14 protein-coding genes and 5 tRNA genes are annotated in these 20,302 nt (G+C 58.3%); 17 read left to right on the forward strand and 2 right to left on the reverse strand.

Annotated features, from left to right (window positions below):
• Nucleotides 1-32: 32 nt before the first annotated feature.
• Nucleotides 33-854: a hypothetical protein gene (locus HDF08_RS04320; protein WP_179637354.1), complete on the reverse strand. Its 822-nt coding sequence runs from the start codon at nt 852-854 to the stop codon at nt 33-35.
• A 243-nt stretch (nt 855-1,097) separates the two neighbouring features.
• On the opposite strand from HDF08_RS04320, the gene HDF08_RS04325 reads away from it, so the two are divergent.
• From HDF08_RS04325 to rplK, 11 genes are all read left to right on the forward strand, one after another.
• Nucleotides 1,098-1,173, forward strand: a tRNA-Thr gene (locus HDF08_RS04325).
• A 190-nt stretch (nt 1,174-1,363) separates the two neighbouring features.
• Nucleotides 1,364-1,450: transfer RNA gene (locus HDF08_RS04330), tRNA-Tyr, on the forward strand.
• A 272-nt stretch (nt 1,451-1,722) separates the two neighbouring features.
• Nucleotides 1,723-1,797: transfer RNA gene (locus tag HDF08_RS04335), tRNA-Thr, on the forward strand.
• A 36-nt stretch (nt 1,798-1,833) separates the two neighbouring features.
• Nucleotides 1,834-1,908 (forward strand) — tRNA-Gly (locus tag HDF08_RS04340).
• Between the two features lie 52 nt (nt 1,909-1,960).
• Nucleotides 1,961-2,278: a hypothetical protein gene (locus tag HDF08_RS04345; protein WP_306459665.1), complete on the forward strand. Its 318-nt coding sequence runs from the start codon at nt 1,961-1,963 to the stop codon at nt 2,276-2,278.
• A gap of 107 nt (nt 2,279-2,385) precedes the next feature.
• Nucleotides 2,386-3,573, forward strand: coding sequence for an elongation factor Tu (tuf, locus tag HDF08_RS04350; RefSeq protein ID WP_179636944.1), 1,188 nt, complete (start codon nt 2,386-2,388; stop codon nt 3,571-3,573).
• A gap of 273 nt (nt 3,574-3,846) precedes the next feature.
• Nucleotides 3,847-3,996: a 50S ribosomal protein L33 gene (gene rpmG, locus HDF08_RS04355; RefSeq protein WP_158943905.1), complete on the forward strand. Its 150-nt coding sequence runs from the start codon at nt 3,847-3,849 to the stop codon at nt 3,994-3,996.
• A 49-nt stretch (nt 3,997-4,045) separates the two neighbouring features.
• Nucleotides 4,046-4,121, forward strand: a tRNA-Trp gene (locus HDF08_RS04360).
• Nucleotides 4,122-4,186: 65 nt separating this feature from the next.
• Nucleotides 4,187-4,447, forward strand: coding sequence for a preprotein translocase subunit SecE (gene secE, locus HDF08_RS04365; RefSeq protein ID WP_179585117.1), 261 nt, complete (start codon nt 4,187-4,189; stop codon nt 4,445-4,447).
• 43 nt (nt 4,448-4,490) lie between these two features.
• Nucleotides 4,491-5,129, forward strand: coding sequence for a transcription termination/antitermination protein NusG (nusG, locus tag HDF08_RS04370; RefSeq protein WP_179637355.1), 639 nt, complete (start codon nt 4,491-4,493; stop codon nt 5,127-5,129).
• An 82-nt stretch (nt 5,130-5,211) separates the two neighbouring features.
• Entirely contained in the window at nt 5,212-5,646 is a 435-nt protein-coding gene (gene rplK, locus HDF08_RS04375; protein WP_179637356.1) for a 50S ribosomal protein L11, read from the forward strand.
• Nucleotides 5,647-5,785: 139 nt separating this feature from the next.
• Here the strand turns inward: rplK and HDF08_RS04380 are convergent, their stop codons facing one another.
• Nucleotides 5,786-6,883, reverse strand: a complete 1,098-nt coding sequence (locus tag HDF08_RS04380) for an SPL family radical SAM protein (RefSeq protein WP_179637357.1) — start codon at nt 6,881-6,883, stop codon at nt 5,786-5,788.
• A 182-nt stretch (nt 6,884-7,065) separates the two neighbouring features.
• Between HDF08_RS04380 and HDF08_RS04385 the strand changes: the two genes are divergently transcribed.
• The 6 genes from HDF08_RS04385 to rpoC all read left to right on the forward strand — a co-directional run bounded on the left by HDF08_RS04385 (nt 7,066) and on the right by rpoC (nt 20,136).
• Nucleotides 7,066-8,427, forward strand: coding sequence for a hypothetical protein (locus HDF08_RS04385; RefSeq protein WP_179637358.1), 1,362 nt, complete (start codon nt 7,066-7,068; stop codon nt 8,425-8,427).
• 111 nt (nt 8,428-8,538) lie between these two features.
• Entirely contained in the window at nt 8,539-9,249 is a 711-nt protein-coding gene (rplA, locus tag HDF08_RS04390) for a 50S ribosomal protein L1 (RefSeq protein WP_179637359.1), read from the forward strand.
• A gap of 77 nt (nt 9,250-9,326) precedes the next feature.
• Nucleotides 9,327-10,112, forward strand: a complete 786-nt coding sequence (gene rplJ, locus HDF08_RS04395; RefSeq protein WP_179637360.1) for a 50S ribosomal protein L10 — start codon at nt 9,327-9,329, stop codon at nt 10,110-10,112.
• Nucleotides 10,113-10,249: 137 nt separating this feature from the next.
• Nucleotides 10,250-10,624 (forward strand): 50S ribosomal protein L7/L12, encoded by a 375-nt coding sequence (gene rplL, locus HDF08_RS04400; protein ID WP_179585103.1) that lies wholly within the window; start codon nt 10,250-10,252, stop codon nt 10,622-10,624.
• Nucleotides 10,625-11,259: 635 nt separating this feature from the next.
• The gene (rpoB, locus tag HDF08_RS04405) at nt 11,260-15,747 is read left to right on the forward strand and encodes a DNA-directed RNA polymerase subunit beta (protein WP_179637361.1); all 4,488 of its coding nucleotides are present in this window, start codon (nt 11,260-11,262) and stop codon (nt 15,745-15,747) included.
• Between the two features lie 198 nt (nt 15,748-15,945).
• Complete coding sequence (rpoC, locus tag HDF08_RS04410; RefSeq protein ID WP_179637362.1) at nt 15,946-20,136, forward strand: DNA-directed RNA polymerase subunit beta'; 4,191 nt, start codon at nt 15,946-15,948, stop codon at nt 20,134-20,136.
• Nucleotides 20,137-20,302 lie beyond the last annotated feature (166 nt).

Consider the following 20,302-nt stretch of genomic DNA (forward strand, 5'->3'; position numbering starts at 1 on the left):
TCGTCGTGCGAGGTTGAAGAGGAGTGGCGAGGTTATTCCACGATGGCGAAGGTGTAGATCTTTCCGCCGTTTGTGACGTTGCCGGTGCCGGGTGGCAGAATGCCGAACTCGCCGCCAGCGACGCCATCTCCGACGGTGAACTCGTAGGTGCGCGGAGCGGTTCGCACCGGCTTGAAGGGAACCTCGTCGCGGTCTGCTCCACCGCTCGAGTGGAAGACGCCGCCGGTAAGGATGCGGAACTCGCGGTTGCTCGAGTTGAGGCGGAAGCGAACGAAGGTGTACTCCGTGGCGGCGACGCCTTCAGGCGTGTAGAGCAGAACTTCGATTGGGCGCTTGAGTGCGAGCGCCGATTCGCGGCCATTGACGCGGCCGTTGCGATCCTGCTTGATGATGCCGTTGGTTACGGTTGACTTGATAAATCCGCCCGACTTGATGTGGACAATCTCCGGGTCGATCGCGGTCCACCTTCCTGAGCGGTCTTTGTAGTAGACGCCAATCTCGTTGACGTCGGAGAGGACGATGGGTTTTTCAGTCTCCGGCACGTTGGTGAGCTGCCGGCGGCTCTTGTTCATCATCGCAGTGAGGACGCGGTCGGAGAGCCCTGCCGTTTTGAGGGTCACGAGGGAGTCAGCGTCTGTGTTGTATCTTCCGGGTTGCGTGTTGATGGTCTGGATGATGAGGTCTTCGCCCAAGCCTGCTTTTGCCATGCGGATAACCGAATCGTTGTTCATAGCGGCGGCTTTTGGAGGAGACGCGCTTTGTGGGCCTTCGATCAGCTGGGGGGCGTCGCCTGAGTTCTGTGCCACTATCGGCAGGGTGCTGAACAGAAGAGAGAGTAGAAGCAAAAGGCGCATGAATTTGATCGACCTGGGTCCCGGAATTTCCAACAGGCTGAAACTGAAAATGCTGGCATAGCCTAGCACGGAGGCGAGCTTTGGACGTATTCCCCGGTGGGTCGGTAAGCGGAGGAGATCCGCCCCTTGCAACCCATTGCTCCAGTGTTCCCGCTATGCTAAAGTTAGGTCTGCGGCGCACTCTGCGCGGGCACTGCTGCGCGTTGGGCGGCTGAGCTTACAGAGGGCAAAATTGCTGTTTGGGCTGGCGTAGCTCAGCTGGTAGAGCATCTGATTTGTAATCAGAGGGTCGGGGGTTCAAGTCCCTTCGCCAGCTCCAGTTTCAAGCAGCGGGAAAAGAAAGACGGATTTGGTTGTACTGCTTGCCGTTCTGGCTATGCAGACCTCCTCTTCATTCTTCAAGGTCATTCCTTCAAGGGTGAGTACGCGCCCGATTCGCGGTTTAGAATCGAGGTGCGGACTTGAGAGATTGAGATGAGGGCTGCGCGCTGGAGTTCAAAGCAGGATGTGCACAGGTGGCCGAGTGGTTAATGGCAGCAGACTGTAAATCTGCCACTCTTCGAGTTACGGAGGTTCGAATCCTCCCCTGTGCACCATAAATTTTGTACTGCGGTCGTGGAAGGTTGCTGTAACTGGTGAGTGTTGTGGATCTGAGTCCGGCAAGCAGCGGAAGGATGTGGATTGCGCTGGTTGTACTGGGGTTGTTGGGGATAGCGGTCTGGCAGACAATGGAGCCAGGCAAGTATCAGCAGCTAACCTGGATCCTGTTAGGTTTTTTTGCCTTTCGTGTCATACTCGGACGGTTGCGTTCGCGGTAAGATTGTTTGGTAAAAAGTTTTAGCAGATTGTTTGGCGTGTTTTGTACGACGCTGGCGTAGCTCAGTGGTAGAGCACTCCCTTGGTAAGGGAGAGGTCGAGAGTTCAAGCCTCTCCGTCAGCTCCAGATCTTTGAAGTAAAGGGCTCGGTCCCTGCAGGCAAGCGGGAGTAACTCAGTGGTAGAGTCACAGCCTTCCAAGCTGTTGGTCGCGGGTCCGATTCCCGTCTCCCGCTCCAAAGATTGATAGATTGATAGAAGCGGTCAGGCAGTAGATCGCAGGAGAGTGTGTTGAGCAGTCTGTATCAGCAACCCATACTTACCGTCTCCGATCCGGAGACCTTCAACGCGGTGAAGACAGCAGTGGAAGCCTCCTTCTCTTCCGGTCGTGTCGCGGAGTTCCTGAAGTCGCTGGAGCGGTCGAAGCTGCGCATACGCGACTTCGAGACGGTTCTGAGCAAGGGAAACCTGGGAGTGACTGCGCAGGCTGAATACAACAAGCTGGGTAACTCCGACCAGGGCCAGATTCGCGAACTCTATCTCGCCAGCCTGGAGCAGGTTGCACCGGAGCTGCGAGAGAAGTTCTTCAAGTTGTACGCATATTACTGAGACAACCCCCCGCTTCTCAAGTTTAGTTTTTCGCTTTCAGTTTTTCGTTTGAAGTATTCACCTGAACCCCGGTGCACGCGCCGGCCAACACGAGGAGACGAGCAGTCATGGGCAAGGAAAAGTTTGACCGGTCAAAGCCGCACGTAAACATCGGGACGATCGGGCACATCGATCATGGCAAGACGACGCTGACGGCGGCGATTACGAAGGTGTTGTCGAAGCACAACCCGAACAACAAGTTTCGTTCGTTCGACACGATTGACAACGCTCCTGAGGAGCGCGAGCGTGGTATTACGATTGCGACCTCGCACGTGGAGTACGAGACGCCGAACCGGCACTATGCGCACGTCGACTGCCCGGGCCACGCGGACTACATCAAGAACATGATCACTGGAGCGGCGCAGATGGACGGCGCGATCCTGGTGGTTGCAGCGACCGACGGCCCGATGCCCCAGACCAAGGAGCACGTGCTCCTGGCGCGTCAGGTTGGCGTTCCCTTCATCGTCGTGTTCCTGAACAAGTGTGATGCGGTTGAGGACGAAGAGCTGATCGAACTGGTGGAGATGGAGGTTCGCGAGCTCTTGTCGAAGTACGACTACCCTGGCGACGACACTCCGATCATCCGTGGCTCTGCGTTGGGCGCGCTGAATGGCGAAGCCCAGTGGGAGGCCAAGATCGACGAGCTGATGGCGGCGGTGGACAAGTACATTCCGCAGCCTGAGCGCGCGGTCGATCAGCCGTTCCTGATGCCGATCGAAGACATCTTCTCGATCTCGGGTCGCGGCACTGTGGTCACGGGCCGTATCGAGCGCGGCAAGGTAAAGGTTGGCGAGGCCTGCGAGATCGTTGGCTTCCGCGAGACCCGTCAGACGGTCTGCACCGGTGTCGAGATGTTCAAGAAGCAGCTGGACGAAGGTCTGGCTGGCGATAATGCTGGTCTTTTGCTGCGCGGTATTGCGAAGGAAGATGTGGAGCGCGGGATGGTGTTGGCCAAGCCTGGTTCGATCAAGCCCCACACCGACTTCAAGGGCGAGGTTTATGTGTTGTCGAAGGAAGAGGGTGGACGTCATACTCCGTTCTTCAACGGCTACCGTCCCCAGTTCTACTTCCGCACCACGGACGTGACGGGTTCGGCGAAGCTGCCTGCGGGAACTGAGATGTGCATGCCCGGCGACAACATCCAGCTGGAGATCACGCTGCACACGCCAGTCGCGATGGAGAAGGGTCTGCGCTTCGCTATCCGCGAAGGTGGACGCACCGTCGGAGCAGGAACCATCAGCGAGATCATCAAGTAAAGATTCGAACGAAAGGCGGCAGGAGCAATTCTGCCGTCTTCTTGTTTTACTGCTTCCTTGTTCTATTTGGCGGCCACCGTTCTGGCAGTTCGGAGCCGTGGCTTTCCTGAAACACTGTTTTAAGAGATAATTTGAGAGGACGAGCGTGGCCTGACCGCTTTTCTTCCGTCTCACAATCAGGATTTGGTTGCAGGGGCCATTGCCCTGTGTCGCGGCGTGTCACTACGCTGCTTGCCAGCCGAGGTGGCTGGCCACGTTAGAAGGAGATTTACTATGCGCGAGATCATTACTCTTCAGTGCCCGGATTGCAAGAACCGGAACTACTCCACCACGAAGAACAAGAAGACGACCACCGGTCGCCTCGAGTTCTCGAAGTTCTGCAACACCTGCCGGAAGCACACGGACCACAAGGAAACGAAGTAGTCTCCAGCCGGATTCTGGGGTGAGACGCAGGTCTCACTCCGCACAGCCTGGGGGAGTAAGCTCAACGGTTAAACTGTCGGTCTCCAAAACCGAACTTCTCGGTTCGAATCCGAGCTCCCCCGCCAGTTTGCCCGGTCCCTCAAGTCCGGGAACAGACACCACAACGCACCACGAAGATTGAGGCAGTACTATGGCCAAGACAATAGCGGTAACCGAACAGCCCAGCACCGGATTGCAGCAGTTGAAGTCGCAACCAGCACGTCTCGGCGAGTTCCTCAAGGATGTTCGCAGCGAGATGCGCAAGGTGATCTCGCCTTCGCGCGCCGAGGTTCAGTCGACTACGATCGTTGTCCTCGTCACCGTCTTCATCTTCGCGGCGTACTTCTGGTTGGTGGACAACATCATCGGCCGGGCGATCGAGGCCCTGTTGCACCGGCTTACCCAGCACTAAAGAGATTTGATTCCCGAGCAAAAGCGGTAGAGAGAAGTACACGATGCGTGAAAAAGGCACAACGATGGCAGCAGAAGAGCAAAATCCGGAAGAGCAGAATCCTCAGGGAGACCCCTCTGAGCAGTTGGCTCCCCCGGTCAATGAGAACTTCAAGTGGTACATCATTCATGCCTACTCGGGCTTTGAGCGCAAGGTGCGCGAGTCCCTCGAGAGCCGCATCACGGCCTTTGGTTTGCAGAACCGCATCGGCCGCATCATGATTCCGACTGAGCCGGTCACTGAGCTGCGCAATGGCAAGAAGTACACCATCGAGCGCGTCTTCCTACCTGGCTATGTTTTGGTCGAGATGGAACTCGACAACGACCTGTGGCACGTCATCAAGAACACGCCGCGCGTCACCGGCTTTCTGGGCACAGGCGACAACCCGGTCGCGCTCTCCGAGCAGGAAGTAAGCTCCATCCTCTTCCGCACCGAGACTGCAGGCAACAAGCCGACCATGAAGGTCAAGTACGAGAAGGGCGAGCAGGTCCGCATCAACGAGGGCCCCTTCGCCAACTTCACCGGCGCGGTCGACGATATCAACGAGGACAAGCAGACCCTCAAGGTTATGGTCAGTATCTTTGGCCGCTCGACTCCGGTCGAGATCGAGTTCTCCAAGGTCGACAAGGTTGTCGACGAGTAGTTTGAGAGTTTTGAAATAATTAAGCAGCAGGCGTTCGGAGGTAACAACGCCGCTGCTGGAAGAGTAAAGAGGATTTACCCGAATGGCACCGAAGAAGATCACTGGATACGTCAAGCTTCAGATTATGGCCGGCAAGGCCACCCCTGCACCTCCGGTCGGCCCTGCGCTTGGCCAGGCCCAGGTCAACATCATGGAGTTCTGCAAGCAGTTCAACGAGCGCACCAAGGCGCCTGATATGGCCGGACTCACCATCCCGGTCGTCATCAGCGTCTACGCAGACCGCACCTTCAGCTTCATCACCAAGACCCCTCCGGCTCCGGTGCTCCTGTTGAAGGCTGCTGGTATCGAGAAGGGCTCCGGCACTCCGAACAAGGAGAAGAAGGGCAAGGTGACCGAGAAGCAGATCATCGCAATCGCCACCCAGAAGATGCCGGACATGAACGCGACCACGGTCGAGGCAGCAGCGAAGAGCATTCGCGGCACGGCACGTTCGATGGGCATTGAAGTTGTAGGCTAACTCAAAGCAGTTGCACCGAATGAGCTTTCTACAAGCGAGGACGCAGGGAATCATCACCGACTATGTCAGTCGACGATGATCTCCAGGCGTCTTTTCTCCTCATTAAGTTACTGCTCGCACTCCTGCTCTATTCTGCCTTCTACGCAAAGAGTCTTTGCTGTCTCGCCGTTGTTCCCACACCCAGCGTCGGCCTCTTGCCCCCGCCCTCCTCGTTTCGAGTGAGCAGGGCGTCGCTCGAACGTTTTCCCAGGCCGTACCGTCGGCATGCGCTATCAACCATCTTTGCAAGGCGTTCGCGATACTCTCTTCCGGCAAAGTCGGCGGTGGCGAAGCGTTTGGCATAGTCGGCCTGAAGGGCAGGGAAGTGCTCACGAACGAAGCTCAGGTAAGTAGGACGTGAGCACGGCTTGAGGAAGAGTGGGTGCGCGGCGAAGAAACTCGCTCCCACGGCTGCGGACCGTTGAGCCATGCCGTCCAGCGCCTCTTCATTGTCGGTAATGCCGGGGAGCAGCGGCGAGCCGAAGACACCTGCGATGATTCCTGCTTCCCGCATGCGCCGGACAGCCTGAAAGCGAAGATCCGGCCGAGGCGCCCGTGGCTCCAGCAAGCGCGCAAGCTTAGCATCGGGCGTCGTAATCGTCACATGGACAACGAGTGTGTTGTGACGCCCAATCTCCACAAGTAGATCAATATCGCGTTCAATCAGCCGTGACTTCGTCACGATCCCGAGCCGATAGCCCTCCTTCCGCGAGAAGACCTCCAGAATGCTGCGCGTAATCTTCGCCCGTCGCTCGATCGGCTGGTAGGGGTCGGTCGCGGTGCCCAGCGCGACCTCGTCCGCCGGGTCAATCTTCTTCAACTCTTGCTCCAGCAGCCACGCCGCATTCTGCTTCAGAAAGATCATTCGCTCGAACGACAAAGGATCCCGCATATCGATCGTGTTGGTCGTGACCTCTGCGCTGATCTCTGCCGCAGCCTTCGGAGCCATGAACTCATGCGTATAGCGCGCATAGCAGTACTTGCAGCCGAACTCGCATCCCCGGTACGGATTGATGCTGTACGCCAGTGACAGCTGTCTCTTCGACACAGATTTATTCAGAATGCTGCGCACCTTCAACATCTTGAATTCAATCAGGTGGCCATCCTCGGCGTGCTCTGCCTCAGCTGCCATGCGGGCGATTCCCACAGGGCTTGGGGGAAGGATTGGGAAGAGGGACGTGCTGTCTTGTTTCTCCATTTGTTCGCCCTATTAAAGGCAAATATAGCTCCGTCTTATCCCTTCGTCAAGCATGTTTCTTCGCCAACAGCTCGAAGGCCACCAAGTTTGGTGTGTAGTAGCCTCTTGTCCAAACGAAATAAGGCGATTTTTCTGGCCAATATTCATCTTGCAGAAGATACGGATGTTTGTAGAATTCCGACATGCTCGACAAGTTGGCATGGCGGAAGATGAAGTACGTTCTTTTGTTTGCGCTCGTCGTCTTTTTGTCTTATCGAGCTCGTTACGCTCAGATCGACGATGCATTGATCTACGCGCGTTACATCAACAACGCCTTATGGGGCAACGGCTTTGTCTTCAATCTAGGAGAGAAGGTGAATGGGCTTACCTCCCCTCTGTTCTGCTATCTCTTGTTCGCTGTCTCATGGATGCTTCACGGCAACATTATTCTCGCGTCAGTTCTCATCTCTGCGATATTTCTGTTCCTCGCAAGTGTTCTTGCCGAGCGCATGGTCCCGGTTGCCGGTTTTCTGATAGCTAGCGTGGGATATTTTTATGTCCAGGTGGGCATGGAGACTGCGTTGTTCCTCTTCATGTTGATACTCACGGTCACGCTCTGCCGGGAGGAAAAGTACAATTGGCTGCCTTCGGTCTTGGCGCTTTTAGTGCTTACACGCTTTGAAGGCGGCATGATGCTTCTGGTGGTTTGCGCGCATCTTTTTCGTCGTCGACGCTGGCCGGCTCTATCGTCGTTTCTTCCGCCTTTGGCAATTGCGGCCGGTTTTCTTCTTCTGAACTATCGTGTCTATGGTCAGATTCTTCCCTCTTCAACCACCGCGAAGATCGGACAGGGTCTTTCTGGTGCTTTAGGACCCTGGCCGACGGCCTTCTTCGGAATGGCGTGGCAATTGGATAAGGACTTCAAACCGACGATCTATTTCGTGTTCGCGGTGGTAGCACTTGCCTTCATCGGGGTGAAACGTCTGCGCGGAACGGTCCTGAATGAAACGGTCTTACCCTTCTGCGCTCTGCTCCTTGCGTTCTATGTTTTATTGAATATCCCGGGGTATCGCTGGTACTTCGCCCCGTTTATCTTCTTTGGCCTTGTCTACGGAGCCGAGGGCATCCCTCGGAGTCGAGTTGGATATTCCGTCGCAGCCGTCGTTATAGCTGCAGTCGCCCTTACGAACGTCTTTGTTGTGCAGAGATTTAACGAAACGCCGGAAACCGACTACCGGGTATTGGCCGAATGGTTGAATCGAAATACTCCTCAAGAGGCAACGATCGAAGCCGTGGAGACTGGGCGACTCGGCTACTACTGCAGCCATCGATATATCTTCGATATAATGGGCCTGACGACGCCCAAGAACGCCGACCACGTAACTCACGGAGATTGGGTCTCCTGGGTGGCTGAAGACAAGCCGGACTATATCGTGATGCATACACCGGCACTGAAATGGGAGAGGGCGGCCCTCAAAGATCCACTCTACGAGCAGACGCCATTTCTCTATCGTGGGGTCTATGTTTTGCGGCGAAAACCAGGGTTGCAACCAGGTAATCCTTGACGTGATATTGCCTTTCCGGCATACTTATAAGAGTGCCTCAATGTCCAGTTGAGGCCAGTCGAGAACCACGCCCGGAGAGTTCAACTCCAGAGGGGTGGGAGACGAGGAAAAATGGCAAGGAAGCTCTCTAAGAATCTAGTAAAGGCGCGTGCGCTCGTCGAGCCCCGTCCTTATCTGTTGGCGGACGCTGTTCCGCTCCTGCAAAAAGCAAAGTACGCGAAGTTCGACGAGACCGTCGATCTGACCATGCGTCTTGGCGTCGATCCCCGCCACGCGGACCAGATGGTTCGTGGCACTGTTGTGCTCCCACACGGCCTTGGCAAGTCCAAGATCGTTGCCGTCATCACCTCAGGCGATCGCATCAAGGAAGCAGAGGCTGCCGGCGCTGAGTTTGTCGGTGGTGAGGAGTTGGTCGAGAAGATCCAGAAAGAAAACTGGACTGCCTTTGACGCTCTGATCGCGACCCCTGACATGATGCGTTCCGTTGGACGTCTCGGCAAGGTGCTCGGCCCCAAGGGTCTGATGCCCAACCCGAAGACTGGCACCGTAACCACTGACGTTGCCGCTGCGGTCAAGGAGATTAAGGCCGGTAAGGTCGAGTTCCGCACCGATAAGACCGCGCTGGTTCACGTTCCAGTCGGCAAGCTCTCATTCGATCCGCAGAAGCTGGTCGATAACGCGATGACTGTGATTACGAGTGTCGTGAAGGCCAAGCCGTCGGCCGCCAAGGGCAAGTACATCAAGGGCGTCACACTGAGCTCGAGCATGGGCCCTGGCATTCAGCTCGACTACGCCGCTGCTGAACTAGCAGGCAAGGCCTAATCAATTTTTAGTTAGCACGAAACCCCCTCTGGCGCGGAAGCGAGGAGCGGGCAAGCGAAAGCGAAGAGGATTCAGTCATGGCATTGACCAGAGCATCAAAGACGGAGAAGGTGAAGCAGCTCGCGATCGAGCTCGAGCACTCGACCTCCGCTATCATCGGCACCTTCAAGGGCCTCACCGCCGCGAAGGACTTCGAGCTGCGTAAGACTGTTCGCGCCGCCGGTGGAAACTACCACGTTGTGAAGAACAAGCTGGCTGCACGCGCCAGCGAAGGCACCAAGATCGAGTCGGCGCTGCAGGGCCTCAAGGGCGTATCGGCTGTTGCCTACACCTCGAGCGATCCTGTTGCTCTCGCTAAGGCGCTTTCGACCTGGGTCAAGGACAACGCTGAGTTCACCTTCAAGCTGGGCATCGTCGACGGCAAGGTGATCGACGTTCGTGAGATTGGCGATCTCGCCACCATGCCGGGCAAGGAAGAGCTCTTCTCTAAGCTTCTCTTCCTCATTCAGTCGCCTGCGCAGCGTTTGGCCACGGTCATCAACGCTACCGGACGCGATCTCGCGGTTGTCATCAACCAGGGCGTAGAAAAGGGCAAGTTTGCAGGCGCAGCCGCTCCGGCAACTGTCGAAGCGACGAAAGCAGAGGCTGTCGAAGCTCCTAAAGCAGAGGCCAAGGTTGAAGAGACTCCTGTCGCAGAGGCCGCAGTCGTTGAAGTTCCTGCTGCTCCCGCCGCTGAAGGTCAGCTTGTAGCCGAGGCGCACGCCGTCGAAGCTCCCGGCGCCGATGCCACCGCTGAGCAGCCTGAGAACTCCACCGCATCGCAGGGTGGGGAAGCCGCGACCACCGACCCGGTCGAAGGCTAAACAAGTTTCGCCTGGTCTTCCCGGGGGCGCTGGTCTGGGCGCAACGGAAACCCTGGAAGGCATAGGCAGCCGAAGCGCAGTCAGGCTTTGGAAGAGCAATAGGCACCACAAAGTTCAGTTCTAATTGGAGAAATAACATGGCAGACATCCAGCAGTTGGAAGATTCAATCGTTAGCCTCAGCCTCCTCGAGGCTTCGGCTCTGGTCAAGAAGCTCGAAGAGCGTCTCGGCGTTTCAGCAGCAGCGGCAGTTGCAGCCCCGGCAGCCGGCGGCGGCGCAGCGGCAGCGGCTCCGGTCGAAGAGAAGACCGAGTTCACCGTTATCCTCAAGGATGCCGGCGCGAATAAGATCAACACCATCAAGGCTGTACGCGAAGTTACCGCTCTTGGGCTGAAGGAAGCCAAGGATCTGGTCGACGCCGCTCCCAAGCCCTTGAAGGAGAACATCTCGAAGGATGATGCAGCTGCAATCGCCAAGAAATTCGAAGGCGTTGCCACCATCGAAATCAAGTAGTTAACTGCCAGCTTGCACTATAAGGCGGAACGCGATATTCTTGACGTTAGAGAAAATTCGTTCCGCCTTGACGTGCTCATTGGCGGCCAGCGGTATCCAGAAAAAACTTCGTTGTACCCGGATCATCCTGTCTTCATAGGTTAAGGAACCGGCCACTATACGCTTCGAGCGGCGGATGCGCATAGTGCAATAAGAATCATGCGAGCGGCGCAACTTTGGGGTAGGCGAACCTCAATGGCGGCAGGCATTAACACTACTCATATAGAAACAGTGCACAAGTCGACCTTTGCGCTCATGGGGCATGCTGTCCCCGCGAGCGCTTTGCCGTGTTTATCGGCATTGTCTCCGCTATAGGAGCCAACAGTACGCTGCACGCGTTCTTTATAGCAGCTTCGAACGCCTGTAGGTAGTAAAAGTTTCAAGATTTATCCGTGCCGCGGACCATTACGGCAAGACGTTTTGCGCACGGGGCTCGCTGCCATCGAGGACAGCAAGACCCGAAGATCATAAACACTGCGCGATCAGAAGCAAACCCGGAGGGCCTGACCGAAGCCCTCCCCTAACGAGTGAAGCCAGCAATACGATGCCGGCAGACGCACTCGGGAGGCCTCGAAGGTCAGTTTTCAGGAGAGAGCATGTCTGGCGAGTCCAACAACAGCGAAATGCGCGCGATCCGAAGCCGTCTTGATTTTTCCAAGATCCCCACATCCATCCAGATCCCTAACCTCATTGAAGTCCAGCGCCGCAGCTATGAGCGCTTCCTGCAGATGGACAAGCTCCCGCAGGAGCGCGAAGACAACGGCCTGCAGTCGGTCTTCACCTCAGTCTTCCCCATCACCGACTTCCGCAACGTCTCCGAGCTCGAGTTCGTCGACTTCTCGATCGGCAACTGGGAGTGCAAGTGCGGCTACCTCAAGGGCCTCAACCACCTGCGCACGGCCTGCACCAACTGCGGCCACATGGTCATTACCGACCCCTTCCACCCGGGCGACGTCCTCTGCAACTTCTGCGGAACCTACAACAAGAACACCCCTGACTTCTGCACCAAGTGCGGCGACCCTGTCGGCCTGCAGCTGAAGTACGACCAGGCAGAGTGCGAAGAGCGCGGCATGACCTATTCTGCACCTCTCAAGGTCACGATTCGCCTCAAGATTTATGACAAGGACCCCGAGACCGGCGTCAAGAGCCTACGCGACATGAAGGAGCAGGAAGTCTTCTTCGGCGACATCCCGCTGATGAGCCAGAACGGCACCTTCATCGTCAACGGCACCGAGCGCGTCATCGTGTCGCAGCTCCACCGTTCGCCCGGCGTCTTCTTCGAGACCGCAAACAACCGCACCTACTTCCTCGGCAAGATCATTCCGTACCGCGGCAGCTGGGTCGAATTCGAGTACGACCAGAAGAACACCCTCTACGTCCGCATCGACCGCAAGCGCAAGTTCCTCGGCACCATCTTCCTGCGCGCGCTCGGCCTGCGTACCGACGAGGAGATCCTCAAGACCTTCTACACCGTCGACACTATCAACGTAGCCGACGGCAAGCTGCACTGGAAGGTCGTTCCCGAAGGTCAGCTCAGCAACCTGCAGGGCACCCGTCCCGCGCATGCCGTCACCGTCAAAGGGGAAGAGATCGCTCCTGCCACACGCAAGATCTCTGCTCACACCATGAAGGGTCTGCGCAGCCACAAGATCGACTCGGTCGAAGTTGAGACCAGCGAGTTCGATGGCGCTATGACCGCCGCTGACGTGGTCGATCTCACCACCGGCGAGTTGCTCTACGAAGCCAACCAGGAGTTGACCGCCGACAAGCTGCACAAGATCATCCAGTCCGGCGTCACCAGCATCGAGGTCTTCTTCCCAGAGCGCGACGACGTGGGCAACATCATCACCAACACCCTTCGTCGCGACTCCGTGCGCAAGCCTGAGGAAGCTCTCATCGAGATCTACCGCAAGCTGCGTCCCGGCGACCCACCGACGCTCGACACCGCGACTGCGCTCTTCGAAGGTATGTTCTTCGATCCGCGTAAGTACGACTTCTCGCGCGTCGGCCGCCTCAAATTCAACATCAAGCTCTACGAGAACCAGGATCCGTCTGGCCTCGACAAGCGCACGTTGACCCCCGAGGACTTCTACGGCACCATCCGCTATCTGCTCAAGCTGCGCAAGAACATCGGTGTCGTCGACGACATCGACCACCTTGGCAACCGCCGCGTTCGCGCCGTCGGTGAGCTGATGGAGAACCAGTTCCGCATCGGCCTCGTCCGTATGGAGCGCGCCATCAAGGAAAAGATGTCGGTCTACCAAGAGATGTCGACCGCGATGCCGCATGACCTCATCAACGCCAAGCCAGTCATGGCCGCGATTCGTGAGTTCTTCGGCTCCTCGCAGCTCTCGCAGTTCATGGACCAGACCAACCCCCTGTCGGAGATCACGCACAAGCGTCGCCTCTCCGCCCTTGGGCCCGGTGGTCTCTCCCGTGAGCGCGCCGGCTTTGAAGTCCGCGACGTGCACCCCACTCACTACGGCCGCATCTGCCCGATTGAGACACCGGAAGGCCCGAACATCGGTCTCATCTCGTCGCTCTCCTGCTTTGCGCGCATCAACGAATATGGCTTCATCGAGTCTCCCTACCGCCGCGTGAAGGAAGGCCGTGCGCTAGACTACGTCTCCGTCTCGAACGCCGGTGAGTCCGGTCTGCGTCAAGGCGACTACCTCGAGATCGAAGAGGCCCGCGCCAAGAACGCAGAGTTGAAGAAGGCCGGCAAGCGCACTATGGACCTCGCCCCCTTCAGCTTCTACCTCTCGGCCTGGGAAGAAGATCGCCACACCATCGCGCAGGCGAACATCGAGCTCGATGAGAAGTTGAACATCGTGCAGGATGTCGTCGACGCTCGTCGCCAAGGCAACTTCGTCCTCGTCAACAAGTCCGAGGTGGACTACGTCGACGTCTCGCCGAAGCAGCTTGTCTCAGTAGCCGCATCGCTTGTCCCGTTCCTCGAGCACGACGACGCCAACCGCGCTCTGATGGGTGCCAACATGCAACGGCAGTCGGTTCCTCTGCTCGTCGCTGAGGCTCCGTTCGTCGGTACCGGTATGGAAGGCGTCACCGCCCGCGACTCCGGCGCCGTCATCCTGGCCAAGCGTAACGGCATCATCGACTCAGTTGACTCCGAGCGCATCATCGTGCGCGTAGAAGGCGAGCACCACCCCACGCAGCTCTCGCGTGAGGTCGGCTCGGACATCTATCAGCTCACGAAGTTCAAGCGCTCCAACCAGAACACCTGCATCAACCAAAAACCGATCGTTCGCAAGGGCGATCGCGTCATCAAGGGTCAGGTCATCGCCGACGGTCCTTGCACTGAGCAGGGCGAACTCGGCCTCGGCCGTAACGTTCTGGTCGCCTTCATGCCATGGCGTGGTTACAACTTTGAGGACGCGATCCTTATCTCGGAGAAGCTGGTCCGCGAGGACTACTACACCTCGATCCACATCGAGGAGTTCGAGATCGAAGCCCGCGACACCAAGCTTGGACCGGAAGAGATCACGCGCGATATCCCCAACGTCAGCGAGCACGCACTGCGCGATCTCGATGACTCAGGCATCATCCGCATCGGAGCGAAGATCGGTCACAACGACATCCTCGTCGGCAAGGTAACGCCGAAGGGTGAAACTCAGCTGACGCCGGAAGAGAAGCTTCTCCGCGCCATCTTCGGAGAAAAGGCCGGCGATGTTCGCGACGCTTCCCTGACGTGCCCTCCGGGTATCGAAGGCACTGTCGTCGACGTCCGCATCTTCTCCCGCAAGGGTCAGGAGAAGGACGAGCGCGCCAAGCAGATCGAGCAGGAGATGATCGAGAAGCTCGAGCGCAACCTCGCCGACGAGATTCGTATTCTCACCGACGAACGTCTCAAACGTCTCGAAGCGATCCTGGGAGCCAAAGAAGTTTTGGCTGATCTCCACGATGAGCGCACCAACAAGAAGCTGCTCAACAAGGGCGACATCCTCGACCGCGACACCATTGAGCTCATCAGCACTCGTAACCTCAAGCGCATCCGCTACGCTGACAAGGATCCGCGTGTGAACGAGCAGATCGATGAGATCGAGGAGATGACCTCACGTCAGATCGATGTTCTCCGCAAGATCACCAACGAGAAGATCAGCAAGATGCAGAAGGGCGACGAACTCTCGCCTGGTGTCATCAAGATGGTCAAGGTCTACATCGCCATGAAGCGCAAGCTCTCTGTCGGTGACAAGATGGCCGGCCGCCACGGGAACAAGGGTGTTATCGCACGAATCCTTCCTGAGGAAGACATGCCGTACCTCCCCGATGGAACGCCGGTGGAGATCGTGCTCAACCCGCTCGGTGTGCCTTCGCGTATGAACGTCGGTCAGATCCTTGAGACACACCTTGGGTGGGCTGCACACACCCTTGGCGCGCAGATCGCCGAGCTTGCCGCCACGATGGAGTCGGCCAACGAAGTCCGCGAGCTCTTCAAGGCGCGCTTCGCCGGTACCGCCGCACTCAACCAGCTTCTTGACCTAGACGACGAGCAGACTCTGCGCATTGCCGCCGGCATGAAGCGCGGTATCTGGTTCGGCACGGCAGTCTTCGACGGTGCACGCGAGACCGAGATCAAGGCGCTCCTCAAGGCCGCTGGTCTCCCCAGCTCGGGCAAGTCGCAGCTCTACGATGGCATGATCGGAGAACCCTTCGAACAGCCTGCCACCGTTGGCTACATCTACATGCTCAAGCTGTCGCACCTTGTCGACGACAAGATCCACGCTCGTTCCATCGGACCGTACTCGCTCATCACTCAGCAGCCGCTGGGTGGTAAGGCGCAGTTCGGCGGACAGCGCTTCGGTGAGATGGAGGTCTGGGCCCTTGAAGCTTACGGCGCCGCCTACATCCTGCAGGAGCTGCTCACCGCCAAGTCTGACGACGTCTTCGGCCGTACCAAGATCTACGAGGCCATCGTCAAGGGCGAAGCTGCCATCGAGCCGGGTGTTCCAGAGTCCTTCAACGTTCTTATCCGCGAACTACAGTCCCTCTGCCTCGACGTCGAACTGATCAAACAGGCCGACCAGAAGAAGCAGCCGCTGCCAGCCATCGCCGCAGCAGATTAGTCGATACCGCTCCACCCCAGGCACGGTCCTTCTGAATGAGGCTTACGCTCAACATTCACGAAGGGCCGGCCAAAAGGGAAGAGCAACAAAGAGAAGCAGGCGACGGACCTAACCACCCACCGCCCAGCAGAAGTAAAGCAGCAGTAACCAGCAGCAAGGCGCAAAAAACGCCAGACACTGCATACGGAGACGCCAAATATGTTTCGCTCCAGCCCCTTTGAACTGACCGGACCCATCGCCGACTTCGACGCCATCAAGATCCAGCTCGCCAGCCCAGAGAAGATCCGCAGCTGGTCGCATGGCGAAGTCACCAAGCCGGAAACCATCAACTACCGTACGTTCAAGCCCGAGCGCGACGGCCTCTTCTGCGCCCGCATCTTTGGCCCCATCACCGACTGGGAGTGCCTCTGCGGCAAGTACAAGCGCATGAAGCACCGCGGCGTCATCTGCGACAAGTGCGGCGTCGAAGTCACCCTCTCGAAGGTCCGCCGCGAACGCCTTGGACACATCGAGCTCGCCAGCCCCTGCTCGCACGTCTGGTTCTTCAAGGGCCTGCCCTCGCGCATCGGCCACCTGCTCGACATCAGCCTGCGTGAGCTCGAAGCCGTTCTGTACTTCGAATCCTACGTTGTCGTCGATCCAGGCGATGCCCCGGTCAAAGAGCGCGAAGTCATCAAGGACGAGACCAAGTTCCGCGAACTGGATGCACAGTACCGCCCCACCGGCTTCAAGGCCATGATGGGCGCCGAGGCTATCAAGGAACTTCTCAAGCGCGTCGAAGTCACCGAGCTCGCCATCGAGCTGCGCGAGCGCATGAAGACCGAGACTTCGCTGCAGAAGAAGCTTAAGTACTCCAAGCGTCTCAAGATCGTCGAAGCTTTCCGCAAGTCCGACAACCTGCCGCAGTGGATGATCCTCGACGTGATCCCCGTGATCCCGCCCGAGCTTCGCCCCCTCGTCCCGCTCGACGGCGGACGCTTCGCCACGTCTGACTTGAACGATCTCTATCGCCGCGTCATCAACCGTAACAACCGCCTCAAGAAGCTGATGGACCTCCATGCACCTGAGGTCATCGTCCGCAACGAGAAGCGCATGTTGCAGGAAGCCGTCGACGCTCTCTTCGACAACGGCCGCCGTGGTCGTGTCCTCCGTGGCGCGAACAACCGTCCGCTGAAGTCCCTCTCTGACACCCTCAAGGGCAAGCAGGGCCGCTTCCGTCAGAACCTCCTCGGCAAGCGCGTCGACTACTCCGGCCGTTCGGTCATCGTCGTCGGTCCCGAGCTGAAGCTGCACCAGTGCGGTCTTCCCAAGAAGATGGCGCTCGAGCTCTTCAAGCCCTTCATCTATCATCGCCTCGAGCAGACCGGCCACTGCACCACCATCAAGCAGGCTAAAGAGATGGTCGAGATGCAGGAGCCAATCGTCTGGGACATCCTCGAAGAGGTCATCAAGGATCACCCGGTTCTCCTGAACCGCGCTCCGACGCTTCACCGTCTCGGCATCCAGGCCTTCGAGCCCGTGCTCGTTGAAGGTAAGGCGATCAAGATCCATCCGCTCGTCTGCACCGCCTTCAACGCGGACTTCGACGGCGACCAGATGGCCGTTCACATCCCGCTCTCGCCCGAGGCCCAGATCGAAGCCAGCGTTCTCATGCTTGCTTCGCACAACATCCTCTCGCCCGCCAGCGGTCAGCCCATCACTGTGCCGACGCAGGACCTCGTCCTCGGCCTCTACTACCTCACCAAGGCGAAGGTCAATGCCAAGGGTGAAGGCCGCGTCTTCGCCAACATCGAGGAGGTCTTCATGGCCCTCGAAGCGAAGCAGGTCGAGACCCTCACCCCGATCCGTCTGCGCTACACCGGCCCTGTCCTCGACATGACCACCGCGTACGACGATCAGGACCTCACCCACACCGAGCCGGTCGAGTTCAACAACCAGTTCATCTCGACCACCGTCGGCCGCGCCATCCTCAACGATGCGCTCCCCGAGGGCATGCCCTACGTCAACGGCCTTCTCAAGAAGAAGGGCATCGGCCAGCTCATCAACTACTGCTACCTGAACCTCGGCCTCGAAGTCACGGTTAAGACCCTCGATCGCGTCAAGGATCTCGGATTCACCTACGCCACCCGCTCCGGTCTCTCGGTCGGGCTCGACGACATGGTCATCCCCGACTCCAAGTACACCCTCGTCGGCGAAGCCGAAAAGACCGTCCTCGCCATGCAGCAGCAGTACCTCGACGGAGCCATCACCAACGGTGAGCGCTCCAACAAGGTCATCCAGATGTGGTCGGGAGTCACCGAGCGCGTTGCCGATGAGATGTTCAACAACATGAAGCGTGCCGACAAGGAAGGAGCCATGAACCCGATCTACATCATGGCCGACTCCGGTGCTCGTGGATCCAAACAGCAGATCCGCCAGCTCTCCGGCATGCGTGGTTTGATGGCCAAGCCCTCCGGCGAGATCATCGAAACCCCCATCACGGCGAACTTCCGCGAAGGTCTCACCGTGCTGCAGTACTTCATCTCGACCCACGGCGCACGTAAGGGCCTCGCCGATACCGCACTCAAGACCGCCGACTCGGGTTACCTCACCCGCCGTCTGGTCGACGTTGCGCAGGATGTCATCATCTCGCACAACGACTGCGGCACCGTCGAAGGCATCTACGTGACGCCAATCATCGAAGCCGGCGAGACCATCGAGCCCCTGCGCGACCGCATCATCGGCCGCGTCTCACTCGAGAAGCTCAAGGACTTCGAAGGCAAGACCATCGTCGACGTCAACCAGGAGATCGACGAAGATCTCGCCAGCGCCGTTCAGGCCGCAGGTATCGAGCGCGTCAAGATCCGCTCGGTTCTCACCTGCGAGTCCAAGCGCGGCGTCTGCATCCTCTGCTACGGCCGTAACCTCGGCTCCGGCAAGATGGTCGAGATGGGCGAAGCCGTCGGCGTCATCGCGGCGCAGTCCATCGGCGAGCCCGGCACCCAGCTCACCATGCGTACCTTCCACATCGGCGGTACGGCATCACGCGTATCCGACGCCTCGCACCTCGAGTCCAAGAACATCGGCACCGTGCGCTTCATCAACCTCGTCACCGTTCGCTCCAAGGACGGCGGCCTGGTCGCCTTCAACCGCAACGGTTCGCTCGCCATCGTCGACGAGAAGGGCCGCGAGAAGGAGCGTTACGCTGTCGTCTACGGCGCCAAGCTCAAGGTCGAAGAGGGCCAGCAGGTCGTCCAGGGCACGCGCCTCGGCGAGTGGGATCCGTACACCTTCTCCCTCCTCACCGAGATCGCTGGAACCGTCCAGTTCAAGGACCTCCAGGAAGGCCTCACTCTCAACGAAGAAGTCGACGAAGTCACCGGCCTCAGCCGTCTTGTCGTCACCGACTCCTCCGATGAGAAGCGTCAGCCCGCCATCATCATCAAGTCCGCTCAGGGCAACAAGCGTTACCTCATGCCTTCACGCGCTCACCTCATGGTGGCCGACGGCGACGAGATCTTCCCCGGCGACATCCTTGCCAAGATCCCACGCGAAACCACGCGTACCAAGGACATCACCGGCGGTCTCCCACGCGTCGTCGAACTCTTCGAGGCCCGCAAGCCCCGCGACCCGGCAATCATCAGCAAGATCGATGGTGTCGTTCGCTTCGGCGAAGTCTCGAAGGGCCAGCGCAAAGTCTACGTCACCGCCGACAACGGTCAGGAAGAGGAGTACAGCGTTCCCCGCGGTACTTACGTCAACGTGCAGGAAGGCGAACGCCTCCGTGCCGGTGATGCTCTGATCGACGGTCCCCGCAACCCGCACGACATTCTGGAAGTTCTCGGCGAGCGCGCACTCCAGCAGTACCTCGTCAACGAAATCCAGGAAGTCTACCGGCTCCAGGGCGTTACCATCTCCGACAAGCACATCGAAACCATCGTTCGTCAGATGCTTCGCTGGGTCAAGATCGAAGAAGTCGGTGACACCAGCTTCCTCGTCGATCAGCAGACCGACCGCTTCCGCTTCAACGCCGAGAACCAGCGCGTGTTGATGTCCGGCGGCAAGCCTGCCATCGGCCGTTCGCTCCTTCTCGGCATCACCAAGGCGTCGCTCTCGACCGACAGCTTCATCTCGGCCGCCAGCTTCCAGGAGACCACCCGCGTACTCACTGAAGCCAGCATCAACGGCTCCATCGACACGCTCCGTGGCCTCAAGGAAAACGTCATCGTAGGCCGCCTCATCCCCGCCGGAACCGGCATGGAGTACTACCGCAACGTCCAGCTCTCCCCAGAGCTGGAAGAAGCGGCAGCCCAGGTCCAGCAGGAAGTGGCATCCGCCATCGAAGCCGAAGAGCGCGAACTAGAACAGATGCGCATGGAAGGCGAACAAGAAGAACTAGCCGCCGAGTAGTACTTCGTACTGTTCTCGACGCTTCGCGTGAAACAACAAACAACGGCAGAGCTTCGGCTCTGCCGTTGTTCTTTAATGCGTCGTAAGTCTAACGATTTAGGTTGCTTATTGGTTGATACCTTGTAAACTTACTGCGCACTCAAAACCATATTATCGAGGCGAATTT

This window comes from Tunturiibacter empetritectus (assembly GCF_013410875.1).
GTDB lineage: Bacteria > Acidobacteriota > Terriglobia > Terriglobales > Acidobacteriaceae > Edaphobacter > Edaphobacter empetritectus.

Excerpts from the sequence above, each read along its gene's own strand:
- HDF08_RS04385 (WP_179637358.1), top strand. The coding sequence starts at position 7,066 with ATGCTCGACAAGTTGGCATGGCGGAAGATGAAGTACGTTCTTTTGTTT.
- rplL (WP_179585103.1), top strand. The coding sequence starts at position 10,250 with ATGGCAGACATCCAGCAGTTGGAAGATTCAATCGTTAGCCTCAGCCTC.
- rpoB (WP_179637361.1), top strand. The coding sequence starts at position 11,260 with ATGTCTGGCGAGTCCAACAACAGCGAAATGCGCGCGATCCGAAGCCGT.
- rpoC (WP_179637362.1), top strand. The coding sequence starts at position 15,946 with ATGTTTCGCTCCAGCCCCTTTGAACTGACCGGACCCATCGCCGACTTC.
- HDF08_RS04380 (WP_179637357.1), bottom strand. The coding sequence starts at position 6,883 with ATGGAGAAACAAGACAGCACGTCCCTCTTCCCAATCCTTCCCCCAAGC.
- tuf (WP_179636944.1), top strand. The coding sequence starts at position 2,386 with ATGGGCAAGGAAAAGTTTGACCGGTCAAAGCCGCACGTAAACATCGGG.
- secE (WP_179585117.1), top strand. The coding sequence starts at position 4,187 with ATGGCCAAGACAATAGCGGTAACCGAACAGCCCAGCACCGGATTGCAG.
- rplA (WP_179637359.1), top strand. The coding sequence starts at position 8,539 with ATGGCAAGGAAGCTCTCTAAGAATCTAGTAAAGGCGCGTGCGCTCGTC.
- rplJ (WP_179637360.1), top strand. The coding sequence starts at position 9,327 with ATGGCATTGACCAGAGCATCAAAGACGGAGAAGGTGAAGCAGCTCGCG.
- rplK (WP_179637356.1), top strand. The coding sequence starts at position 5,212 with ATGGCACCGAAGAAGATCACTGGATACGTCAAGCTTCAGATTATGGCC.
- nusG (WP_179637355.1), top strand. The coding sequence starts at position 4,491 with ATGCGTGAAAAAGGCACAACGATGGCAGCAGAAGAGCAAAATCCGGAA.
- HDF08_RS04320 (WP_179637354.1), bottom strand. The coding sequence starts at position 854 with ATGCGCCTTTTGCTTCTACTCTCTCTTCTGTTCAGCACCCTGCCGATA.
- rpmG (WP_158943905.1), top strand. The coding sequence starts at position 3,847 with ATGCGCGAGATCATTACTCTTCAGTGCCCGGATTGCAAGAACCGGAAC.